Source organism: Streptomyces sp. MNU76, assembly GCF_020982545.1.
In the GTDB taxonomy this organism is placed as follows: Bacteria; Actinomycetota; Actinomycetes; order Streptomycetales; family Streptomycetaceae; genus Streptomyces.
The window spans coordinates 867,410-890,518 of the sequence record NZ_JAJKLK010000001.1 but is presented as its reverse complement, the minus strand read 5'-3'; the positions used below and the strand labels follow the sequence as shown (position 1 = coordinate 890,518).

Here is a 23,109-nt window from a genome sequence, read left to right as displayed (position 1 = left end):
GTGCCACGAGGACGCGTTGGCGGGTGCGGATACGTCGTGGCGGGTCGCGCCCACGCGGCGGAGCCGCACAGGTCACAGCCCCGCACCCCGATCAGGGTGCGGCAGCCGGCGCGGGCTACAGAGATCCCTCTTCTCGCCGCTCCCTCACCCTCTTCCGGGCCTTCCTGCGGGAGCAGGACGATCCCGAGTACTGCTACTCCCTGCTCGCCCGGGATGCCGTCGATCAGGTGGAGGCGTACGGCGGGAGGGCCGTCGACGGGCTCACCGTGGTCGATGTCGGCGGTGGGAGCGGGTACTTCACCGAGGAGTTCCGGCGGCGCGGCGCGCAGGCGTATCTCTTCGAGCCGGATCTGCGGGAGTTGGGGACGAAGCCGCCCGACGGGGCCGTCGTCGCCGACGGGTATCTGCTGCCGCTGGCCGACGGGGTCGCGGACGTCACCTTCACCTCCAACGTGCTGGAGCACGTCGCCGATCCGCCGACCTTCATCAGCGAGCTCGTCCGGGTCACCCGGCCCGGCGGGCTGATCTACGTGTCGTTCACGAACTGGCTGTCCCCGTGGGGCGGTCACGAGTGGGCGCCCTGGCACTACCTGGGGGCGGAGCGGGCGCGGGCCCGCTATCGGCGCCGTACGGGTAAGGACGCCAAGCACACCCTCGGCGAGAACCTCTTCGCCGTGCACATCGGACGCACTCTGCGGCAGGTGCGCGGCCGGGACGACGTGACGGTCGTGTCGGCGCGCTCCCGCTACTGGCCGTTCCTCGCGGAGACCGTCGTGAAGGCGCCGGGCCTGCGTGAGTTCGCCACCTGGAACCTCCTCCTCATCCTCCGGCGGTGTCCACCATGACGAGCACGGTCCAGGCTCCACCTCCCGCGCCGGTACGGCCGCCGGGCACGACCGAGGGACCCCCTCCCGGGGGACCTCGGTCGCGGCGCTGGCTGCTGGGGTTCTGGGCCGTGGTGTTCGTGCTGCTGGTCGCGGCGCAGCCGGGGCGGCAGACCTTCGACACCAAGCTCGGGGTCACCACCGATCCCTGGCAGTTCGTCTCCGACCTGGGCCAGTTGTGGCACGACCGGGGCGGGTTCGGCGGCATCCAGGACCAGTACGTCGGCTATCTGTGGCCGATGCTGCCGTACTACGGGCTCACCGACCTGGTCGGCCTGCCGGTGTGGCTGGCGGAGCGGCTGTGGCTGTCGCTGATCGTGTCGGTGGCCTTCTGGGGTGCGCTGCGGCTGGCCGAGCGGCTGGGGGTGGGGAGTTCCACGTCCCGGCTGCTCGCCGCCTCCGCCTATGCGCTGTGGCCGGTGTTCACCACGGTCGTGGGGTCGACCTCGGCCGCCGCGCTGCCCGGGGCGTTCCTGCCGTGGGTGCTGCTGCCGCTGACGGACGAGCGGTACAGCGCACGGGTGGCGGCCCTGCGGTCGGCGCTGGTCATCCCCTTCATGGGCGGCGTCAACGCCTCGGCGACCCTGGCCTCGCTGCTGCCCGTCGGGCTGTATCTGCTCACCCGGACACCGGGGCCCAGACAGCGTGGACTCATCGCCTGGTGGGTGCCGGGGGTGATCCTGGCGACCGCGTGGTGGGTGGTGCCGCTGCTGCTGCTCGGCTTCTACGGGGAGAACTTCCTTCCGTACGTGGAGAGTTCGCAGACCACGACGGCCACGATGTCCGCCACCGAGGCGCTGCGGGGCGCCGGGAACTGGGTGGCGTATCTGAACTTCGGTGAGCCCTGGCTGCCGGCCGGCTGGTCCGTCGCCGCCTCCGTGCTCGTGATCCTGTCGTCGGCGCTGGCGGCCGGGCTGGGTCTGGCCGGGCTCGCGCGGCGGGACATGCCGGAGCGGCGGTGGCTGGTGCTGACGGTGCTGGTGGTCGCGCTGGTCACGCTCGCCGGGTACGGCGGTGCCTTCGGGGCGCCGTTCCACGGGGTGGTCCAGGACTGGCTGAACGGGGGCCTCGCGCCGTTCCGGAACATCTACAAGTTCCAGACCGGGCTGGCGCTGGCGCTGGTGCTGGGGCTCGCGCACCTGGTGGGGGTGGCCGCGCAGGCACGCGGGGCCCGCCCGGTGCGGGGGCGCCGGTCCGCACCGCTGATCGCCACCGTGCTCGTCGTGCCCGGGCTGCTGTGGCCGTACCTCAACGGGACTGTGCTGCAACCCGGTTCGTTCCAGGAACTGCCCAAGTACTGGCAGGCGACGGCCGATTGGCTGGAGAAGTACTCGCCGGACTCGCGGGCGCTGGTCGTGCCGGCCACCGCGCACGGCATCCACACCTGGGGCACCACCGTCGACCAGCCCCTGGACGTCCTCGCGGAGTCCCGCTGGGCGCAGCGCGACTACGTGCCGTTCGGCACCCCCGGCAACCGGCGCGCGATGGACGCGGTCGAGCAGGCCCTGCTGACGGGCGCCGAAGTGCCGGGCCTCGCCGACTACTTGAGCCGGGCCGGGCTGTACTACGTCGTCGTCCGCAACGACCTGGACCCCGACCAGATCGGTGCCGTACCGACCACGACCGTGAAGCGGACCCTGGAGCAGTCGGGGTACGAGCGGGTCACCGGGCTCGGGCCGGTCATGACCGGCGGGCGGATCGCCGAGGGCACCCCGCTCCAGGTCGAGGGACTGTACGCGCGGCAGCGGGCCGTGGAGATCTACCGCCCGGCGGCGGATGTGCCGCGTCCCGGGCAGGCCGGGCTGAAGGCGATCGCGGACACGGCTGTCGTCTCCGGTGGCCCCGAGTCGCTGTTGCCGCTGGCCGCCGACCCGGAGCTGCGCGACCGGGCCACCGTGCTGACCGGCGACAACCATCCCGGTCTCGGCACCCCGGCCGTCCAGGTGGTCGGGGACGGGCTGCGCCGGGCGGACACCCGGTTCGGCCTGGTCAACGCCAACACGTCGTACACGTACACGGCGAACGAGCGGAACCCGAGCGGCAGCGTGCAGGACCCCGGTGAGCCGCCGAAGCAGATCCTGCCGGTGTCCGGGCTCGACCATCAGACGGTGGCCGAGCTGCGCGGCGCCAAGGCCGTGACCGCCTCGACCAGCGGCAACTGGCTCTTCCACCTGCCGCAGTACGACCCGGTGAACGCCTTCGACGGCGACCGGGACACCGCCTGGGCGGAGGGCGCGGCCGGTTCGGCGAACGGGCAGTGGCTGCGGATCGACTTCGACGGCGGCCAGGACATCCCGGAGACGTTCGAGGTGACACCGCTGCCGCAGGACGGGGTGCGGTCGGCGCCGACCCGGATCAAGGTGGAGACCGAGCGGGGCTCGCGCTCCACGAACCTCCAGCCGGACGGCTCCACCCAGACCGTCAACGCCCGCCCCGGCGAGACACGTTGGCTGAAGATCACGATTCTCGACTCGGCGGAGCGGCACACCGGTCTGGTCGGCGCGGGCTTCGCCGAGGTCGACATCCCGGGCGTCAAGGTCACCCGCATGCTGCGGCTGCCGACCGACGCCCAGGACCCCGCGGGCACGGCCGCCTCCGCCGAGATGGTCTCGCTCCAGCGGGCCGCCGACCCGACCGGCCTCTCCCCCACGGGCACCGAGCCCGGCCTGCACCGCACCTTCGCCACCGGCACTGCGGGGACGTACGAGCTGAAGGCGACGGCCGTGCCCGTGCCGGGTGACGAGCTGGACAAGCTGCTGTACGAGGTCGCACCCGACCAGCAGACCCGGATGACGGCGACCGCCGACTCCACCGCCTCGCTCGGGGCCGGACTGTCACCCCGCAACCTCACCGACGGCGACCTGACCACGGCGTGGATCGCGGGCGACGAGCCGACGATCCATCTGAGCTGGAAGGACAAGTGGCCGGTCGGCTCGCTCGTCCTGGCCCCGGCGGGCGGGCTGTCGGCCCGGCCCACCCAGGTCGAGATCAGCTCCCCGGACGGCGCGGTCGTCGCCGGGGTCGACGAGAACGGCTGGGTGCGCTTCGACCCGATCAACACCGACCGGCTCGACATCACCGTCACCGAGACGGCCCCGATGACCGTCCACAACCCCGTCGCCGACGACGACCTGCAACTCCCGGTCGGGCTCACGGAGGCGTACGTCCCGGCCCTCGACCAGTACCGCACACCGCAGCCCGCCCCGACCCGGGACTTCGAGCTGCCGTGCGGCGAGGGTCCCACGGTCGAGGTCGACGGGACCCTGTACGAGACGAGCGCGCGGGGGACCGTACGGGACCTGGTGGAGCGCCGGCCGGTCGACCTGACGCTCTGCCAGAACGGGCGCGCGGGCGGCGGGTTGGAGCTGGACGCCGCCGACCGGCACACCTTCGAGTCCGAGGACACGGGCGCGCTGGCCGTCACGACCGCCACGCTCACCCGGGGCACGGTCACCGAACCAGCCGCCTCCGGACGGGAGTTGGGCATACGCGACTGGCTCGGCGACCGCCGCGCGGTCACCGTCGGCGACGGCGCGGCCTCCTACCTGACGACGTACGAGAACTTCAACGACGGCTGGAAGGCCACGCTGAACGGCCACGAGCTGACCCCGGTCAGGCTCGACGGCTGGCAGCAGGGCTGGCGCGTCCCCGGCGGCGCGGGCGGCACGGTCAAGCTGTCGTACGAGCCGTCCGTGACGTACGAGGCGGGGCTGATCGGGGCGGGCGTCGGCCTCGCGGCCCTCATCGGGCTGGCCCTCTGGCGCCGGCGGGAGCCCAACCCCGACGCGCCGCAGCCGACGCCGCCGGGCCCCGGCCTCTGGCTCGGCACGGTCGCGCTCACCCTCGTCGGCATCGTCATCGCCGGCTTCTTCGCCCTCCTCGTCCCGCTGCTGGCCCTCCTCGCCTGGAAACGGCACACCCTGCTCGTGCCGATCGCCTTCCTGGCGCTGGCGGGTGCGGGGACCGTCGCCGCGTTCGGGGCGGGCGAGCCGGTCGCGGCCGACACGGGCGCGTTCGGTCCGGTCGCCCAACTCCTCGCCCTCATCGGCCTGTTCGCGGCGCTGGTGAGTGTGGGCGCGGATGTCGCGACCGCGCCGGAACGGCGCGGCGCCACGCGGGAGTTCGAGCGGCCGCCGGGGCGGATGCGGCGACGGAGCCGTTGCCGCAGCGGCGTCGCGTGGGCAGGACGCTGAACGGCGGGCCGGGCGGCGAAGGGGCGGCGCGGGAAGCGGAGGCGGAGGCGACGGATCGGTCGCGAGCCCGACGATCTCGGCGCGCGGGCCCGGCGCCCGCAAGGAGACCCCGACACCCCGACCCGCCGCATCCCCCTCACCAAGCCGAAGCCCAGGGCGAGTGAGCCGGAGGACGAGGGCGGTACGGGAAGGGGGGAACCGGGATGACGGCGCTGGACCGGCCCGCGCGGGACGAGGCCGCACCGGGGCCCGTGCGGATCCCCTTCCCGGTGGTGGACGAGGTGTCCCGCCACTGCTTGCAGGAGGAGGAGCCCGAGACCGTCCACATCGAGGTACATCTGCCCGGCCGGCTCGACCCCGACCGTCTGCGCACCGCCTTCACGGCGGCGCTCCAGCGGCACCCCCGGATCCTCATGCGCGAGGCCCCGGGGCGCTGGTACCGCCGCCGCTACGAGTGGGAGCTGACGGAGGAGCCGGAGGTGGAGGTGGTGACCTTCCTGCCGGCCGGGCCGCACGCGCTGCGGGACGCGCGGACGAGGGCACTGATCGAAGCGCCCCCGCTGACGCTGTCCCCACCGATCCGCCTGGAGGTGGTGGAGGGCGCGGGCCCGGCAATAGGCAGCGAGGCCTCGGACGCGGTGGGCCTACCGGCGATGAGCCGAACCCCGTCTTCCCCAGCTGCGGGCAGTCGTGCCGCCACCTCCCCTCCCCATCTCCCTCAGCTGCGGGCAATCGTGCCGCTGGGGCGATGGGGGTCCCCCGCTCGAGCGCAGCCGAGGTGGGGAGGGTGGGCAGCGGCACCTCGTACCGCCGAGCGGCGGACCCAACCCCGGCCGACCCCAGCACCGGACGCCGTGAAACCACCGGCGGCACCACCCCCGCCAAAACCCCCGGCACCGTCCTCTTCCTCACCATCAACCACACCGCCCTGGACGGCCCCGCCTGCCTCCGTATCCTCGCCACCGCCGCGCAGCTCTACGGCGGACAGGACAACGCCCCCACCGCCCCACCCGTCCGCCCCACCCCGCCCAGGACGAACCACCCCCGGCCGAGACGACGCCTCCCTCCAACTGGGCCCGCCCGCACGCGTCGCCCCTGGCACCCCGAACCCTCCCCGGCAACGGCCTGCTCGTCACCGAGCTGCCCGTCCCCGCCGCCCGAAGTCCGCCCCTACACCGTGAACGACCAGCTCATGGTCACCACGGCCCTGATGCTCGCCCACTGGAACCGGGAACACGGCGCCCACCCCGCCCCTCCGCATCACCATGCCGGTGGACGACCGCCCCAGGGACACGGACATGCCGATAGGCAACGGCACCCGCCTGGTCGAAGTCCCTTCTCGCCAGAGGAGTTGAGCCAGAACCACACCCCCTCACCACCCTCCTGCGCCGCACGGCGGACCGCACCCGCGCCCTGAAATCGCTCCCCCGCCCCCAACTGGGCCACGGGGCCTCCCTGCTGACGGCCCCGGTGGTCCCCGTGTCCTGGCGCGCCGCCGTCACCAGGGGCCTGCGCCGGGCCGCCGCGCCCTGGACGTCGACCACCCTGCTCAGCAACATCGGCCGCGTCCCGTACGCGCTGGACTTCGGCGAGGAGGCGGGCCGCGCCCACGCCGTCTGGTTCTCCGCCCCCGCCCGTATGCCCCGCGGCCTCACCGTCACGACCGCCTCGACGGCGGGCCGCCTGCACCTGGCCCTGCGCTGGTCCCGGGCCCTGCTCAGCCACGGCGACGGCGCCCACCTCCGCGACCTCTTCGAGCACTACCTGCACGCGACGGAAGAGGACATCGAGTGATGCCGACCACCTCACCCACCTCCACGACAACGCAGCCCCGGATCAAGGGACTTCGCGACTTCTACGAGGACCCGTCCGTCCCGGTCGCCTCCGGCACCCCCCGCAGCCTCGCCCAGGCCCGCATGCTGGCGGCCGCCCTGGGCCCGGCGACCCGTACCGGCCCCCGCACGATCCTCGACATCGGCTGCGGCGACGGCACGGCCGCGGCCACCGCCGCGCCCCTCCTCCCGGGTCACCGCATCATCGGCGTCGACTGGTCCCAGGACGCCCTGCGCCGCGCCCGCACCCGCGTCCCGTACGCGATCCGCGGCGAACTGGCCCACGGCGGGCTGCCGTTGCGGTCGGAGTCCGCCGACGCCGTCCTGTTCAGCGAGGTCATCGAGCACCTCGTCGACCCGGACGCGGCCCTCGACGAGATCCGCCGCGTCCTGCGACCAGGCGGCCATCTGATGCTGTCGACCCCCAACCTGGCCGCCTGGTACAACCGCGCCCTGCTCCTCGCGGGCGTGCAGCCGGTGTTCTCCGAGGTGAGCCTGCGCGGCATCCACGGCCGCCCGGGGACGGAGGTCGTGGGCCATCTGCGGCTCTACACCGCCCGCGCGCTACGGGAATTCGTGGCCGCGTCCGGCTTCGAGGTCGTCCGGCTGCGCGGAGCGCCCTTCCACGGCGTACCGCGTCCGCTGCGTCCACTGGACCGGCTGGCCTGCGCGGCCCCCTCGGCGGCGTCGATCCTGCTGCTGCACGCGCGGAGGACGTAGGCGATGTGGTGGGGAGTGGCCGCGGCCCTGTTGGCGAACGCGCTGTACAGCACGGGATTCGTCCTGGAGAAACGGGCCCTCACCGCGATGCCCCAGGTGACGGTCCGGGAGCCGTTCAAACTGTTGCGTCTGGTCGTCGGCAGCCCGCTGTGGATCGCGGGCTCCCTGTCGCTGGCCGCCGGATTCGCCGCCCAGCTCGTGGTCTACCGGACACTGCCGATCGCCGCCGCCCAGGGCATCTTCGTCTCGGGCCTGGTGCTGCTGGTCCTGCTGTCGACGCGGCTGCTCGGGGAGGAGACGAGCGGCCGGGAGCGGTACGCCCTCGGGGCCATCCTCGCCGCCCTGCTGATGGTCGTGCTGTCCCTGGACGAGGGCACCGACACGGTCAGCCGCGAGGCGCCGTACGCGCTGGTCCTCACGATCTGTCTGCCCGCGCTGGCGGCGGGGGTGGGGCTGTACCGGTCCGCCGAGCGGCGCGCCCGGCACCGGCACCGGCTGCCGACCACGGGCGTCGAGTACGGCGTGGCCGTGGGCCTGCTGTACGGCGTCAGCTCGCTCGCGATCAAGGGTGTGTCGAGCCATCTGACGACCAGTGCTCTCGGCGAGGCGGTCGTCGGCCTGCTGCGCTCCCCGTACCCGTACCTCCTGCTGTTCACCGGCGCGTTCGGTCTGGTGCTGTCGCAGGCGGCGCTCCAGCGCTGCCGGGCCTCGCTGATCGTGCCGGTCTGTACGACGGTGACCTGTCTGTTCACGGCCGTGCTCGGCACGCTGTCGTTCGGCGAGTCGCTGCCCGACGATCCGCTGCGGCTGACGCTGCGGCTCTCGGGCACGGTACTGGCGGTCGGTGTGCTGCTCAGCATGCCCAAGCACGACAGTCCCCGCCGACCTCCCCATCCCCGCACCCGCCAAGGAGTTGACCCCGCCTTGAACCCCGACGACCCGTTGCTCCAGATCCTGGCGTGCCCGCTGGACAAGGGGCCGCTGCATCTGGTGGTCCACGAGGAGGAGCGCCCCGGCGGCCCCGCTGCCGACGCAGACGCCGCCTCCGACGCCTCCCGGGCGCCGGAGTCGCTCTACAACCCCCGGCTGCACCGCCGTTACCCGATCGTCGACGGCATTCCGCAGCTGCTGCCGTCGTCGGGCGAGCAGGTGACGGAGGACGAACACGAGGCACTGCTCCGAAAGTTGGACTCATGACCACACTCGCCGCGCGGCTCGCGCCGCTCCTCCCGGACCCGCTGGTCGCCGCGACCGCCCGGCTCGTCTACCCGCGCTTCGAACCGGAGCTGGCCCGGCTCGACGAGCTGTGCCCGCCGGGGTGCGGCACGGCCGTGGACGTGGGCGGCTGGTACGGCCCCTGGACGCGCCGGCTGGCGGCACGCGCCGGGCGGGTGGTGACCGTCGAGCCGGTGCCCCGGCTGGCTCGGCTGCTCGTCTCGTCGGCCCCCGCCAACGTCCGTGTCGTCCAGGCCGCCGCCTCGGACCGGCCGGGCACGGCCCGGCTCTGGCTGCCGCCGGGCGACGACGGGGGGCGCGGGGTGTCGTCGCTGGTCCGCCGGGACATCCACGGTCGTGCGCTGGACGTCCGCTGTGTGACCCTCGACGGTCTCGGTCTGACCGACGTCGGCTTCGTCAAGATCGACGTGGACGGCAACGAACTGGCCGTCCTGCGCGGCGCGTCCGGCCTCCTCGTCCGCGACCGCCCGGCGCTCTTCGTCGAGCTGGAGTGCCGTATCCAGCCGATCGCCCCGGTCGTCGACCTGCTCGCGGGCCTCGGCTACGCCGGCTGGGTCCTGCCCGCGAAGACCTGGCGGCGGCTGGACCCGGCCACGCTGGAGGCCCACCAGGCGCGTACGTCGCACATGGCGTCCAAGGGGCTGCTCCGTCGGGTCCTGCCGTTCTCCGGGCCCCGCTACGTCAACTCGGTGCTGTTCCTGCCGGACGGGCGCCGCCCGGGTGAGCCGCCCGCCGCGTCCGGTGCCGTACGCGACCATGGAGGGCATGTCCTCCGCGAAGCGCCCCGGGCCGGATAGGCCCTCCGGTCCGTTCACCCCCCTCGACTTCCAGCTCGTGCTGCTGCGCCGGATGGCCGACCACAACCCGGGGCTCGTCGAGGACGCCCGGCGCCAGCTGGGCGTCTCGATCAGCGAGATGCGTGAGGCGAACCGACGGTGGCAGGCCATGGCGCGCTCGCCCCGGGCCCGGGGGTCGGCGTCGCGCTACCGGTCGGTGCTGGGCACGCCCGAGTCCGTGACCGGGCGCCGCATCGGGGACCTGGAGTGCGAGGCGTGGCTGTGGCCGGTGCCGCTGTGGGACGACCTCCGGTTCGAGGTGCTGCTGGCGCCGAACGGGGCGGTGTGGAACGAGTGGCTGGTGCGCGCGCCCGGGGCGGCCGGGCCCGAGCCGCGCGCTCTGGAGGATCTGGTGCCGTGGTCCTGCACGGTGGACGAGGTGGCACGGGCCTTCGCGCCGGCCCGGCCGATGGAGGGGACGGCGCCCACGCGGTGGGGGTTGCGGTTCGTCGCGCCGGACGGGGCCGGGGTGCGGCGGGAGTGTGTCGCGGAGTTCACGTGGGGGTTGTTGCAGAGGGTGGCCTAAGCAGAAAACACCCGGTCACCGCCGGTCGGGTGGCGCCCACTCTCGATCGAACTTCACTCCGACCCGCCCCGAAATCCCTCCCAAGCAGAAGATTGGCGATCATCCGGCCGTCGGGGGCGCCGACGGGCCTACTGTCCGTGCAGAGTCCTGATCCTCACGGGAAAGATCCTCAAGGGAAGGCGCCCCCATGACGAGCCAGCACCCCGCGGAGCGAACCGTGCCCGTCGAGCGGCTGCGGCTGGGGGATCACGCCTGTATGGGGCCGAGGGACCCCGAGGGGGCCGACGAGTCGCCGTGGAAGGTCTTCACCGCGTACACCCGGACGAGTCTGGCGCGCGGCGAGAAGGTCCTGCTGGTCATGGACCCCGACGATCTGAGCGACGACGAGGTGGTCGCGCTGCTGGACCGGGGCAGCGGGCAGGTGGCGTCGGCGCGGGACGGCGGCCAGCTGTCGCTCAGGCGCAACACGGAGATCTATGTGCCCGACGGCCGTTTCCAGGAGCGGCGCACGATCGACACCTACGCCGCCGAGGTCGACCGCGCCTGCGACGAGGGCTGGGCGGGGCTGCGGGTCACCGCCGACATGAGCTGGGCTCCCCGGGTCAACCTCGGCCACGACCGGCTGCTCGACTACGAGGCCTCGGTGGCGCCGCTCTTCGCGGACCCGCTGTTCACGGCGATCTGCTGGTACGACCGCCGGCGCTTCGACGACGAGCTGACCTCCCGCGTCGGCAAGGTCCATCCGCTGCGGGTCATGGAACGCCTGGACTCCCTGGACGTCACCGGCACAGCGGACGGCGGTCGGATGGCCGGCACCGCCGAGCTGAGCACCCGCAGCGAGTTCGTCGAGGCGCTGCGCGAGGCGCTGGAACACCGTGACGACTCGGGGCCCAGCCACTTCGTCCTCGACCTCCGCGACCTCTGCTTCATGGAGGCCCACTGCGCCTGGCAACTGATCAGTCTCGCCGCCTCGCTCCCGGCCGGCAGCGAGGTCACCGTGCGCTGCGGGGAACTGCTGGGGCTGGTGCTGGAGCAACTGGGCGCCGACGAGGTGCCCCAGCTGCTGGTCCGTGTGGAGGGCGAAGGGGACGAGGAGGACGCCGGGTGAGCGAGGGGCTGCGACTGCGGATGGAGTTCCGTGGTCCCGAACTCGCCCTGGTGCGCGCCCTGGTGGAGGAGGCGTCCCTGCGCGCCCGTCTCCCGGCCTCCGTCAGAGGTGCCTTCGGGCAGGCCGCGGTGGAGTTCGCCACGGACGCCGCCGCCCGGGGCGCCGACCCGGGAGTCGTCGAACTCCGCGCAGGCGATGGCGAGTTGCTCTGCGAGGTGACGTACGGCGGTGCCGTCCCCCCGCCGGGACGGCCCGAGGGGCACGGCCCGGGCCTCGCGGAGTCGCTGATCGCCGGTATCGGCGCTCCCGCCCGGATCGGCGTCCGCGACACGCCCCACGGCACCACGGTCACCCTGTCCGCCCCGCTCGCCGGCCCGCTGTCGGAACCGCCGCCCGGCCCGCTGCCCGCTCCGACGCCCGACCTCGTGCGTACGCCGCCCGCTACAGCCCCGCCCGCGCGCTGAACCAGGCCGCCACCTGGCTGCGGTTGTGGAACCCCAGCTTCACCAGGATCCGTTCGACATGACCCTCGGCGGTACGGCGGGCGATGACGAGGTGGTCGGCGATCTGCTTGTTGGTGCGGCCCTGGGCGACGAGCGCCGCGACCTGCAGTTCACGGCGGGTCAGCGGGACCGGGTCGACGACGGGGGCGGTGACGGGGGCCGAGGCCTTCGTCGACGCCAGGGCGCGGGCCGGGCCCCCGGCCGTGAGGGTGCCCTCCCGGGGGTCCGAGGAGGAGCCCCGGGCGTTCCGGCGTACGGCGGACGCCTCCCCCGTACGCGGACCGGGACCCGAGCCGTCCCGCCCGTCGTCCGCGCTCGGCCCGAAGCCCGCGCCGTCACGCCGTCCGCCCGCGCGGGAGGCCGGGACCGAGCCGTCCCTCCGTCCGCCCCTCCGCGCGGCGGCCGGGCTCTCCCCCGGCTCGCCCAAGGCGTAGGCGACCGCCTGCTCGGGTGTGAGACGGCTGCCCCGGCGGTGGGCCAGGGCGTAGGCGTGGTCGCCGAGGGCGCGGCGGGCGTGGTGTTCGGCGGCGCGGGTGCGGCCGGGCTGGAGGGCCTCCACGGGGTTGCCGCCGATGTCGTGCCAGATCCGGTCGACGGCACCGCGCAGCACACCGGCCCGCTCGGCATCCCCCGCCAGCGCCTCGGCGGCGGCGAGCAGATCGAGGGTGCGGGCGAGGCTCTGGTGCTGGCTCACGGTGTACGGCAGCCGCAGACAGGCGCGGGCGTGTTCGGCGGCCCGGTCGTACTGCCCGGCCGACCAGTGCGCGAGGGCGAGGGTGCGCAGCGCCCAGGAGCGGGCCCACTGTTCCCCGTGCGCCTCGCAGAGGGCGACGGCCTCGGCGCACAGCGGGATCGCCTCGCCGGCGCGGCCCCGGCTGACGAGGGTGCAGGCCAGTTCGACGCGGGTGAGGACGACGAAGGCCGTGGAGGCACGGGCCCGGCCCGGGGCGAGGGCGCCGGCCGGCACGGGCGGGGGCGCGGGCACCGGGAGTTCCGCGTCGGCCTCGGCCGCGGCCCGCACCGGATCGAGGCCGGCCAGGACGGCGGCGGAGCGGCTGTGCACCAGGGACGTCAGGGCGCCCGCCCACATGGCGCGGGTCAGGGCCACATCGGGCCGGGCACCGGCGCGCAGGGCCCCGTCCATCCAGTGCCGTCCCTCGCCCCAGATGCCGCCCGCGACCCAGTGGAACCACAGCCGGGCGGCGAGCCGCAGCCCGTGCTGCGCCTCGCCGGGGGTGGTGAGGCAGAAGTCCAGGGCGGCCCGGAAGTTGTCCTGGTCGATCCGGATGCGTTCGGTGATCTCCGTCTGGTCAGGGCCGAACCACGCCTGCTCGTACTCGGCTCCGAGACGCGCGAAGTGGTCCCTGTGCCGTCGCCGGGTCTCGGTCGCCTCGCCCAGGCCGTGCAGTTTCTCCAGCCCGTAGTCGCGCAGCGACACCAGCAGCCGGTAGCGGACCTGACCGGCGTGCTCCTCCCGGACGAGGACCGACTTGTCGACGAGCCCGGCGACGGCGTCCAGCACCGCGCACGGGGCGATCTTCTCCCCGGTCCCGGTGTCCTTCCCGGCGCAGACGGCCTCGGCGGCCGCCAGGTCGAAGCCGCCGACGAACACCGACAGCCACGCCCACACCAACTGCTCCTGCGGGGTGCACAGTTCGTGGCTCCAGTCGACGGCGGAGCGCAGGGTGCGATGGCGGGGCGCGGAGGTCGGGCTGCCACAGGTCAGGAGCTGGTAGCGGTCGTCGAGGCGTTCGACGAGCTGGTCCACGCCGAGGGCGCGCACCCGGACCGCCGCCAGTTCGATGGCGAGCGGCAACCCGTCGAGGCGGCGGCAGAGCCGGGCCACGGCCTGCTGGTTCGCCTCGCCGACGGTGAAGCCGGGGACCACGGCCGCCGCCCGGTCGGCGAACAGCCGCAGCGCGGGGAAGGACTCCACCGCCGACGAACTCGTGGACGGGCTCAGCTCCTCCGGCGCGGGCGCGGGCAGCGGCGGCACATCGAACAGCTGCTCCCCGGCCAGCCCGAGCCGGTGCCTGCTGGTGGCCAGGATCCGTACGCCCTCGGTGCCCGCCAGTACCGTCCCCGCGAGGACCGCGCAACTGCGCAGCAGGTGCTCGCAGTTGTCGAGGACGATCAATAACCGTCGCTCGCGCAGATGGTCGACGAGGATCTCCAGCGGGTGCCGCACGGTCTCGTTGCGGACGCCGAGCGCGTCGTTGACGGCGTGCGGGACGAACGCCTCGTCGCTGAGCGCGGCCAGCGGCACGAGCCACACGCCGTCCGGGAAGGCCCGTGCGACCTGCCCCGCCACATGCCCGGCGAGCCGGGTCTTGCCCACCCCGCCGGGTCCCGTCAGCGTCAGCAGTCTGCCCGCCGACAACAGCCGCCTGACATCGGCCGCCTCGTCCCGTCGCCCCACGAAGCTCGTCAGCTCCGCCGGGAAACCGGAAGTGCGCCGCGACTCCGATCCGCCCACGATGCTGGTCACGCCCTCAGTTGTGGTTCCCGTACGCGCTGTTGTAACCCCGAAGGGTAGGCAGCGGGCACGGGCGGGACGCCCGCTTCATGGATTTCCCGCCTCTTCGGGTGAGGGGGCACGCGGGTGGACGGGCCGCGGGTCAGGCGGTGGCGGTAGCGGCGGCGGCCAGGATCGCGTCCACGGTCCGGGGCAGCGAGTCCGGGTGCAGCCACAGGAAGAGGTTGGGCTCGACGAGCTCCAACTCCATCACACACGGCTGCCCGTCGGCCCCGGTGACCAGGTCGACCCGCGCGTACAGCAGCTCGGGCCGGCCCGGTACGGCGGCCAACGCCCGCTCGGCGACGGCGAGTTCGGCACCGGTCGGGGTCCAGGGCACCAGGTCGGGGTGGGCGGTCTTCTCGGCGTCGTACGCCATGTCGGGCGCGAGCACCGCGCCCTTGCGGCTGGCGTGCAGGAGCCGGCCGCCGAAGAACTGCAGGGCCCGCTCGCCCTCGGTGTCGATGCCGGCCACGAACGGCTGCACCATCGCGGTGAGCCCCTCGCCGTGCATCCGCTCGACATGCGCCGCCGCGGTCTCCCGCTGGTCGGGGGTGTAGCGGGCGGCGTACCGGGCGCCCGCGCCGGAGGTGGGCTTCACGACGTACGGGTGCGCCTCGGGCAACCACAGGGGGTCGCCGGGTGCAAGGTAGTCCGTGGGCACGACCGGCACCCCGGCCCGCGCGAGATCGCCGATGTACCGCTTGTCGGTGTTCCAGCGCACGACCTCGGCCGGATTGGCGAGCCTGGTGGCCTCGCCGGTCTTCTCCGCCCAGGCCACGAACTCGGCCGCGCGCCAGCTGTAGTCCCAGGTGGACCGGATGACGACCAGGTCGTGTGCGGCCCAGTCGACCGCCGGATCGTCCCAGTGCACGGCCACCGCGTCGGCCCCGGCCTCCCGCAGCGCCTCCACCAGCACCGGCAGATCCCGGTCGTGGTTGATCCTGGGCCCGGGATCGTAGGTGGCGAGGGCTATACGGGGAGCGGCTGTGCGGGCCACGGGAACTCCGATCTCGTACGTCTACGGCGCCTCCCGGGGACCGCGACGCGGAGGGCACTCCGGTGACGGCGGAGCACCGGCCGGGAGGCCGCGCCCCGACGAGGGGCCCGGAAGACGGATGTCCGCCGAGGCTAACAACCTCGGGCGCCGTGAAGGGAACGGGTTTCCGCGGCCCCGTCCGCACCCCGACCACAAGACCTGCTGGTCGTGCTCCCGGGGGCCCGCGGAGCCCTACGGCGGCTCACCGCGCCGCGGGGCGGGTCACGGCACCGCCGGGCCCGTGATGAGGCGGCCGTCGCGGTCGTACGGCCAGACGTTGGGGAGGCAGCCCTTCATGCCCTTGATCTGCTGCATCATCGCCGGAGCGGGCTTGCCCTTGCCGGGGCACGTGACGTGGCCGTGGTCGAGGAAGTGGCCGACCTCGTGGTTGATGATCAGGGCGCGGTAGGCCTTGACGTCCTCGGCGTAGACGGGGGTCGCCAGCTCCCAGCGCTCCAGGTTGACCATGACGTCGTCACCGGCCCGGCAGTTGTACTCGCCCCGGGTGTTCAGCCCGGCCCGGCCGCAGACGTCGTCGACAGTGCCCGGGGTCGCGACCTTGACGACGAAGTCGGCGGGACCGTCGGAGACCCGCTTGAAGGCCGATTTTCCGTCGGCGGTCCAGCCGCGCGGGTCGGCGAGGACGGCCTCCACCTCCTCGGCGACGGCGGCGGCCGACAGCGACAACCCCTTCTCTATGTCGACCCGGTAGCGCAGCGGCGTCCCCTTCCCCACCTTGCCGCTGCCCCCGGACGCCGTGGTGAACGTGCCGGGCCCGGTCCTGGGGACGGTGATCGACCCCGAGCCGCTGGGGGACGGCGATCCAGACGCGCTCGGTGAGGAACTCGGGGACGAACTGGGCGAGGAGCTGGGCGAGGAAGGGCTTCCGGAAGGGCTTCCGGAAGGAGGGCCGTCCGCCTGGGCGCTCGGCCCGGACGAGCGCCCAGGCCGCTCGGCCGAGGACTCGGCGGACGCGCTGCCGCCGCGCTCGCCCGCCGACTCGCCCGTCCCGCCGTTCATCCACCCCACCGCGGCGAACCCGGCGACACCGACGACCGCCACCGCCCCGAGGCCGCTCCACAGAGGCGCCCTCGCTCGCGACGCGGGAGCCTTCCGCCGCCGGCGGCTACGGGTCCGACTGTGGCTGCGGCCGCGAGAACGTGGTGCCTTGTGCGCGCTCATATTCCTTCAGAGTGTGATCGGTATGTGATCGGATGTGGCCGACTCAGTCACGAAAAGATAACGGATGATCGACTGGGCTCCGTACCACCGCTTGACCTTCACCTTCGGTGAAGCCCCAGCATCGATAGCGGAACGAGGAACGCCAGGACCGACAGGACCGACAGGACCGACAGGACCGACAGGAGGAAGCATGCGGATGCTGACGATCGGTGCCTTCGCCAAGGCGTGCCGGCTGTCACCGAAGGCACTGCGGCTCTACGACGAACTGGAGCTGCTGCGGCCCGCCCGGGTCGACCCCGACACCGGCTACCGCTACTACGCCGCCGAGCAGTTGGAGCAGGCCCGGCTGGTGGCCTGGCTCCGTCGGCTCGGGATGCCGCTGGCCCGTATCCGTATGGTGTGCGCGCTGGAGCCGGGCTCCGCGGCCCGGGAGATCCGGGCGTACTGGGCCGGGGTCGAGGCCGAGACGGCGACCCGACGCGACCTGGCGGCCTTCCTCGTGGACCACCTCACCCACACGTCCGAGGAGGACACCGCGATGCTCGAACTCCGTTACGCCGCCCTTTCCGACACCGGCCTCGTCCGCGCCGCCAACCAGGACACCGCCTACGCCGGCACCCGCGTCCTCGCCGTCGCCGACGGTTTCGGCCCCGCCGGGGCGCCCGCGAGCACGGCCGCCGTGGAGGCACTGAAGACCCTGGACCGCGAGACCCTCCCGGCGGGCAGTGTGCTGAACCTGCTGGAGGACGCGGTACGGGGCGCGAGCGACGCCGTACGGGACGTCGCGGGGACCGGGGAGGACGGTACGACCCTGACGGCGATGCTCTGGACCGGCTCGCAGCTCGCCCTCGTGCACATCGGCGACTCACGCGCGTATCTGCTGCGCGACGGCGAACTGTTCCGGATCACCCATGACCACACGGTCGTCCAGTCGATGATCGACGAAGGTCGCCTCACCCCGGAGGAGGCCACCGCGCACCCCCAACCCGCCCTGCTCCTCAAGGCGTTGACCAACGGCGCGGCCACCGCCACACCCGACCTGCGCCTCCACGACGCCCACCCCGGCGACCGCTACCTCCTGTGCTCCGACGGCCTCTCCTCGGTCGTCCCCGACCCGGCCGTCCGGCACACCCTGTCCTCGGCCGCCGACCCCGACACCGCCGTCCGCGCCCTCGTCACCGAGGCGAACGAGGCGGGCGGCCCCGACAACGTGAGCTGCGTCGTGGCGGACGTGGTGGGCCGACACACCGGGCAGCGGTAGAGGGCCGGGAGGGCGAAGGTGGACGACCCGGCCCGCCTCAGGAAGGCGATTCTCCCGGGTCCCAGTCCAGCAGGCGGACCTTCGCGACCGTGCGGACATGGCGGCGCATCGCGGCGGCCACCTGCTGGGGCTGCCGGGCGGCGATGGCGTCGAGGATCACCTGGTGCTGGGCGAGGGAACGGTCGGGGCGGCCGGGCTGGCGCAGCGACTCGGTACGGCTCTCGGCGATCTGGTCGGCGATGGAGCGCAAGCAGACCGCGGAGACAGCCGGAGCGGGCTCGGCGACCAGCCACGTCCCGGACGGCGCTTGGGTGACGGGAACGGGCATCTTGCCGTCCTTCACCCATCGCCAGGCGGTCTGGTAACTCACGCCCTGCTGCCGCGCCCACTCCGAAAGCTTCACAAGATCAAGATATCCGGGACGTACGACTAGAAGTGACCACGAATGACCAGAAAACCCGTAGCAGCTTTCACCCCCTTCTCCACCAACGGCGCCCTGGTCTCCTGGCCGCCGCACCGGGCATCGACCGCGAGCGCTATCTTCCGACAGCTGATGATCTACGGAGGGATCGTGGTGGCCGTGGTACCCGCCGTGGTGTGGCTGGTGCTGGTGGTCCCGGGATTCGGGTAAGGCCATCGGGGAGCCCCGTCGATCGGGGCGCCCAAGGGCGGTGCGGTACCTCGAACGGCGAGGACCGAGACGACGACCCCGCCCACGAGCAAGGCGACGACCAAGGAGTGCAGAACGTGTCCTCTCTCTTCCCGGCCCTCACCGGCGAAGCCCGAACCCCCGACCACCCCGCCCTGCGCTTCGGTGACCGCTCCCTGACGTACGCGGAACTCTCGGCGGTGACCGACGCGCTCGCCGCCCGGATCCGCGACGCGGGCCGCGTGGCCGTCTGGGCGACACCGACGCTGGAGACGGCGGTGGGCGTCGTGGCCGCGCTACGGGCCGGCGTCCCCGCCGTACCGCTCAACCCGAAGTCGGGCCAGAGCGAGCTGGGACACATCCTGAAGGACAGCGCTCCCGCCCTGATCCTCACCGCCCCCGGCGCCGAACTACCGTCCGTACTGGCTGACTTGGCGCGAGTGGACGTCGACGTGCAGGACCGCTCGCCCTCGCACGCGGCGGTCACGGACGAAGCGGCTCCCACGGCCCCCGCCCTCATCGTCTACACCTCCGGAACCACCGGCCCACCGAAGGGCGCCGTCATCCCCCGCCGCGCCATCGCGACCACCCTGGACGCGCTGGCCGACGCCTGGCGGTGGACCGCCGACGACGTACTGGTCCACGCCCTGCCCCTCTTCCACGTGCACGGTCTGATCCTGGGCATCCTGGGCCCGCTGCGGCGCGGCGGCGCGGTCCACCACCTCGGCAGGTTCGACACGGGTGCCGTCGCCCGGGAGCTGTCGTCGGGCGCGACGATGCTGTTCGGCGTTCCGACGATGTACCACCGCATCGCCGAGACCCTCCCCACCGACCCGGACCTCGCCGAGGCGCTCGGCCGCGCCCGCCTCCTCGTCTCCGGCTCGGCCGCGCTGCCGGTGCACGACCACGAGCGGATCGCGGCGGCGACCGGCCGCCGGGTCGTCGAGCGGTACGGCATGACGGAGACGCTCATGAACACCAGCGTCCGCGCCGACGGCGAACCCCGCGCCGGCACCGTCGGAGTCCCGCTCCCCGGAGTGGAGTTGAGGCTGGTCGAGGAGGACGGCACGCCCCTCACCGCGTACGACGGCGAGTCGGTCGGCGAGATCCAGGTGCGCGGTCCGAACCTCTTCACCGAGTACCTCAACCGCCCCGACGCCACCGCCGCCGCGTTCACCGCCGACGGCTGGTTCCGCACCGGCGACATGGCCGTCCGCGACCCCGACGGCTACGTCCGCATCGTCGGCCGGAAGGCCACCGACCTCATCAAGAGCGGCGGCTACAAGATCGGCGCGGGCGAGATCGAGAACGCGCTCCTGGAACACCCGGGCGTCCGGGAGGCGGCCGTCACCGGCGCACCGGACCCCGACCTCGGCGAACGCGTGGTCGCCTGGATCGTCCCACAGGACCCTCAATCCCTCCCCGGCAGTGGGTTGGCGACCCACGTAGCCACCCTCCTCTCCCCCACAAGCGCCCCGCACCGTTCACTACCTCGCCTCCCTCCCCGCAACGACATGGGCAAGATCATGAAGCGCGCGCTGAAGACGGACGAGCGAACCCCGAGTAGAGACGGATGAGTGAACAGTTGAACAGCAGAAGCCACTCGGCCCGGGACGCCATCGCCCTCCTGACGGACGACTTCGCTCAACTCCCCACCCGCACGGGCCGCCGCCCCGACGGCCCTCTCCTGGCCCGGTTACGACGCCTCCCGCGCCCGCGCCGCCGAGCGCACCGGGGAGGAGGAGTCGGTGGTGTGGGGGCGGGCGATCGTCGGAACCGCACAAGCGGTCCTGATCTCCTTCGAGTTCGGCTTCCTCGGCGGCTCCCTCGGCGAACGCACCGGCGACCGCCTGGAAGCGGCCCACGTGTATGCCCGTGAGCACCGTCTCCCGGTCGTCTCCCTGATCGCGACCGGTGGCAGCCGTATGCAGGAGGGCATGCGCGCTCTCACCCAACTCCAGCGTGTGGCACGCCAGTCGGCGCTGACGGGCGAGGCGGGGCTGCCGCAGATCGCGGTCCTCCGCGACCCCACGACGGGCGGCGGGTGGGCCGCCCTCGGCGCCGCCGCCGACATCATCCTGGCCCTCCCGGACGCCCAGGTGGGCTTCGCCGGTTCCCGCGTCCGTCCCCCGGACGCGGACCCGACGGCGTACACGGCGGAGTCCCAGCTCGCGGCGGGCTCGATCGACGCGGTGGTCCCCCCGGCCGACCTGCGCGACACACTGTCCCTCTGGCTGACCCTCCTGACCACCCCGTCCACAGAACCGGCACCCCCACCCCACGCCCTCCCACCCGACGCCACCCCTCACGAGGGCCGGGGCCCTCAAGGGGCGCGGGGAACTGCGCGCCCAGCCCCCACGAGCCGACAGCCGCCAGGCAACCAGACCCGCCACCCCAACAGGCGCCTCTCCCCGCCCTCCCCACCACAGGCTGGGACGCCGTACAACGCGCCCGCTCCCCACCGCCCCCGAGCCGAGGCCTATCTGGACGCCTACTTCACCCGCCGAGCCCCTGCGAGGGGACCGCGTCGGCGGCACCGACCCCGGCATGCTGTGCGGCTTCGGCGAACACGAGGGCCGGACCGTCGCCTACGCGGCCCAGTGCGGCACCCGACCCGCCCGGCGGGCTACCGCACCGCCGCCCGCCTCATCCGCCTCGCCGACCGCCTCGGCATCCCCGTCCTGACCTTGATCGACACCCCGGCGCCGCGAACGACGCCGACGCCGAACGCGAGGGCGCGGGCCCCGCCATCGCCGCCCTCTTCACCACCGTCGCCACCGCCCGCACCCCCGTCACCACCCTCCTCATCGGCGGGGCGGCTCCGGCGGCGCGCCCTCGCCCTCGCCGCCCCCACCGACACCTGGGCCACCCCGACTCCTACTTCTCGGTGATCGCCCCGGAACTGGCGGCCGCGATCCTCAAACGCCCGGGGCCAGGTGCGGGCGACGGCCGACGACCTCCGCCTACGACCGCAGGACCTGGTCGAGCTGGGCGTCGTACGCGGAATCGTCACCCCCACGACGACCCCGCCACGCCCGCCGTGAAGCCCCCGCCACAACACCCACACCCGACTGACGCGAAGAGGCGCGGCCGTCCCGGCCCACCGAACCACCCGTCCAGCCGCACCCCACCCGGCCCACCCCAACAGGCACCCCACCCCCGCCCCCGCACGATGCAAAGGGAACCCGGAACCGCCGACCGGCGGCGGTCCGTACGGTCCGTGCTCGGGAGGATCCGCAATGACCGCGATGACCGCCAGTCTGGAGCAGCTGCGCCGCTGCCACTTCGGCGTCGACCTCGGGGCCGCGCGGACCCGGGTGTATGTGAAGGGGGCGGGCCTGGTCGTGGACCAGCCGAGCGTCGCCGCCGTGAACACCCGGACGGGCGCGCTGATCGCGGTCGGGGAGTTCGCGGAGAAGATGACGGGCCGTACGCCCGACTACATCCGGGTCGTCCGGCCCGTCTCCGGCGGCACGGTCGTCGACATCGAGATGGCCCAGCGGATGCTGCGCCAGCTGCTGGGTGACCGGGTCCGCCGCAATCTGCGCCGCAAGCCCGTGCTGCGAGCCGCCGCCTGCACCCCGCACGGCGCGGACCCGCTCGCCCAACGCGCCACGATCGAGACCCTGGTGGGCCTCGGCGCCCGCCGGGTGGAACTGGTGGACACCCTCATCGCGGCGGCGATCGGCTGCGGTCTGCCGGTGGAGCAGCCCGAGGCCACCATGATCATGGTGTGTGGTGCGGGTGCCACCGAACTCGCCGTCCTCTCCCTCGGCTCGGTCGTCAGCGCGGTACGCATCCCCGTCGGCGGCGAGACCATCGACCACGCGATCGTGCAGCACCTGCGCCTGCGCCACGAACTGACGCTGCCGAGCCAGTCCGTACGGCCGCTCCAGCTGGCCCTCTCCGGCAACGGCCTCACCCCGCACGGCCCCACATCCACCGAGATCCACGGCCTGGACGTGGCGACGGGGCTGGCCCGTTCCGTCCAGGTGGACACCGCGGCCGTACGGGATGCCATCCAGACCCCCCTCACCGCCGTGGTCGACGGCATCGGCAAGGTGCTCCGCGACTGCCCGCCCGACCTGGTGGCCGACCTCGCCGACCGGGGCATCATGATGGTCGGCGGCAGCGCCCTGCTCCCCGGCTTCGACCAGATGCTGCGCCACGCCACCGGCATGCCGGTCCACATCGCCGAACGCCCCGACGTCTGCGCAGCGCTCGGTGTCGGCGCCATGCTCGACGGCCGGATCGAACCCATCAGCCTGGACCCGGTGGGCGACTGACCGACGCGCCCCGGCCGCCGCACCCCCACCGAACCGGACCGGACCGCATCACACCGCACCCGCACCGCATCACATCGCACCGGACCGCACCGGACCGCCCCGCGCCGGAGGCCGCCCCGCACATCCCCAGCCCTCCCTCGCCCCTCCTCCTACGAACAGTTCTCCGAACATGCCCACGAGCGGCAGCACCCGGGGCACACGAGGGCGGTCGGCACCACGTCGGTCACCCGATCGTCGCCCCCGTGAGCCCGTGACGCCCCACCGAACGCCCGTACGTGTCGTTCTCGTCGAAGTCCCCCGCCGCTAGGGTTACTTGGAGGAACACGGCCAGGGAGGTGA

General features: G+C 73.6%; 17 protein-coding genes and 4 pseudogenes. 17 read left to right on the top strand and 4 right to left on the bottom strand.

What is annotated here, in order from left to right:
• The first annotated feature begins 23 nt into the window (after positions 1 to 23).
• The 12 genes and pseudogenes from E4N62_RS03845 to E4N62_RS03805 all read left to right on the top strand — a co-directional run bounded on the left by E4N62_RS03845 (position 24) and on the right by E4N62_RS03805 (position 11,799).
• Entirely contained in the window at positions 24 to 845 is an 822-nt protein-coding gene (locus E4N62_RS03845) for a class I SAM-dependent methyltransferase (RefSeq protein WP_374116922.1), read from the top strand.
• Positions 842 to 5,077 (top strand): alpha-(1->3)-arabinofuranosyltransferase family protein, encoded by a 4,236-nt coding sequence (locus E4N62_RS03840; RefSeq protein WP_230212437.1) that lies wholly within the window; start codon positions 842 to 844, stop codon positions 5,075 to 5,077. The genes E4N62_RS03845 and E4N62_RS03840 overlap by 4 nt, the downstream gene beginning before the upstream one ends.
• A 203-nt stretch (positions 5,078 to 5,280) precedes the next feature.
• Positions 5,281 to 5,718 (top strand): annotated as a pseudogene (locus E4N62_RS49250) (condensation protein); the annotation flags it as partial.
• A 146-nt stretch (positions 5,719 to 5,864) separates the two neighbouring features.
• Entirely contained in the window at positions 5,865 to 6,494 is a 630-nt protein-coding gene (locus E4N62_RS49245) for a hypothetical protein (protein ID WP_374116936.1), read from the top strand.
• Positions 6,495 to 6,556: 62 nt separating this feature from the next.
• The gene (locus E4N62_RS49240; RefSeq protein WP_374116921.1) at positions 6,557 to 6,871 is read left to right on the top strand and encodes a hypothetical protein; all 315 of its coding nucleotides are present in this window, start codon (positions 6,557 to 6,559) and stop codon (positions 6,869 to 6,871) included.
• On the top strand, positions 6,871 to 7,629 hold the full coding sequence (locus E4N62_RS03830; RefSeq protein ID WP_230211915.1) for a class I SAM-dependent methyltransferase: 759 nt from the start codon (positions 6,871 to 6,873) through the stop codon (positions 7,627 to 7,629). The genes E4N62_RS49240 and E4N62_RS03830 overlap by 1 nt, the downstream gene beginning before the upstream one ends.
• A 15-nt stretch (positions 7,630 to 7,644) precedes the next feature.
• Positions 7,645 to 8,557: pseudogene (locus E4N62_RS48520) on the top strand (hypothetical protein).
• Complete coding sequence (locus E4N62_RS03825) at positions 8,554 to 8,826, top strand: Trm112 family protein (RefSeq protein ID WP_230212435.1); 273 nt, start codon at positions 8,554 to 8,556, stop codon at positions 8,824 to 8,826. Before E4N62_RS48520 ends, E4N62_RS03825 begins: the two are co-directional and overlap by 4 nt.
• Positions 8,823 to 9,662 (top strand): FkbM family methyltransferase, encoded by an 840-nt coding sequence (locus tag E4N62_RS03820; protein ID WP_230211914.1) that lies wholly within the window; start codon positions 8,823 to 8,825, stop codon positions 9,660 to 9,662. Before E4N62_RS03825 ends, E4N62_RS03820 begins: the two co-directional genes overlap by 4 nt.
• Positions 9,631 to 10,227 (top strand): hypothetical protein, encoded by a 597-nt coding sequence (locus E4N62_RS03815; protein WP_230211913.1) that lies wholly within the window; start codon positions 9,631 to 9,633, stop codon positions 10,225 to 10,227. The genes E4N62_RS03820 and E4N62_RS03815 overlap by 32 nt, the downstream gene beginning before the upstream one ends.
• A gap of 187 nt (positions 10,228 to 10,414) precedes the next feature.
• The gene (locus tag E4N62_RS03810) at positions 10,415 to 11,335 is read left to right on the top strand and encodes an MEDS domain-containing protein (protein WP_230211912.1); all 921 of its coding nucleotides are present in this window, start codon (positions 10,415 to 10,417) and stop codon (positions 11,333 to 11,335) included.
• On the top strand, positions 11,332 to 11,799 hold the full coding sequence (locus E4N62_RS03805) for an ATP-binding protein (protein ID WP_230211911.1): 468 nt from the start codon (positions 11,332 to 11,334) through the stop codon (positions 11,797 to 11,799). Before E4N62_RS03810 ends, E4N62_RS03805 begins: the two co-directional genes overlap by 4 nt.
• Here E4N62_RS03805 and E4N62_RS03800 read toward each other — a convergent pair.
• From E4N62_RS03800 to E4N62_RS03790, 3 genes are all read right to left on the bottom strand, one after another.
• A complete protein-coding gene (locus E4N62_RS03800; RefSeq protein ID WP_230211910.1) occupies positions 11,777 to 14,326 on the bottom strand; it encodes a LuxR C-terminal-related transcriptional regulator in 2,550 nt (849 codons plus the stop codon). The genes E4N62_RS03805 and E4N62_RS03800 overlap by 23 nt on opposite strands.
• A gap of 130 nt (positions 14,327 to 14,456) precedes the next feature.
• A complete protein-coding gene (locus E4N62_RS03795; RefSeq protein ID WP_230211909.1) occupies positions 14,457 to 15,353 on the bottom strand; it encodes a RimK family alpha-L-glutamate ligase in 897 nt (298 codons plus the stop codon).
• A gap of 261 nt (positions 15,354 to 15,614) precedes the next feature.
• Positions 15,615 to 16,454 (bottom strand): DUF3152 domain-containing protein, encoded by an 840-nt coding sequence (locus E4N62_RS03790; protein WP_230211908.1) that lies wholly within the window; start codon positions 16,452 to 16,454, stop codon positions 15,615 to 15,617.
• 310 nt (positions 16,455 to 16,764) lie between these two features.
• Between E4N62_RS03790 and E4N62_RS03785 the strand changes: the two genes are divergently transcribed.
• Positions 16,765 to 17,835, top strand: a complete 1,071-nt coding sequence (locus tag E4N62_RS03785) for a MerR family transcriptional regulator (RefSeq protein WP_230211907.1) — start codon at positions 16,765 to 16,767, stop codon at positions 17,833 to 17,835.
• Positions 17,836 to 17,872: 37 nt separating this feature from the next.
• Here the strand turns inward: E4N62_RS03785 and E4N62_RS03780 are convergent.
• Positions 17,873 to 18,085, bottom strand: a pseudogene (locus E4N62_RS03780) (FCD domain-containing protein); the annotation flags it as partial.
• Between the two features lie 195 nt (positions 18,086 to 18,280).
• Between E4N62_RS03780 and E4N62_RS03770 the strand changes: the two are divergent.
• The 4 genes and pseudogenes from E4N62_RS03770 (at position 18,281) to E4N62_RS03755 (ending at position 22,770) form a co-directional block, all read left to right on the top strand.
• On the top strand, positions 18,281 to 18,466 hold the full coding sequence (locus E4N62_RS03770; RefSeq protein WP_230212489.1) for a hypothetical protein: 186 nt from the start codon (positions 18,281 to 18,283) through the stop codon (positions 18,464 to 18,466).
• 116 nt (positions 18,467 to 18,582) lie between these two features.
• Positions 18,583 to 20,061 (top strand): acyl-CoA synthetase, encoded by a 1,479-nt coding sequence (locus E4N62_RS03765; RefSeq protein ID WP_230211906.1) that lies wholly within the window; start codon positions 18,583 to 18,585, stop codon positions 20,059 to 20,061.
• Positions 20,058 to 21,528, top strand: a pseudogene (locus E4N62_RS03760) (carboxyl transferase domain-containing protein). The gene E4N62_RS03765 and the pseudogene E4N62_RS03760 overlap by 4 nt, the downstream one beginning before the upstream one ends.
• 204 nt (positions 21,529 to 21,732) lie before the next feature.
• On the top strand, positions 21,733 to 22,770 hold the full coding sequence (locus E4N62_RS03755) for a rod shape-determining protein (protein ID WP_230212433.1): 1,038 nt from the start codon (positions 21,733 to 21,735) through the stop codon (positions 22,768 to 22,770).
• Positions 22,771 to 23,109: the final 339 nt, after the last annotated feature.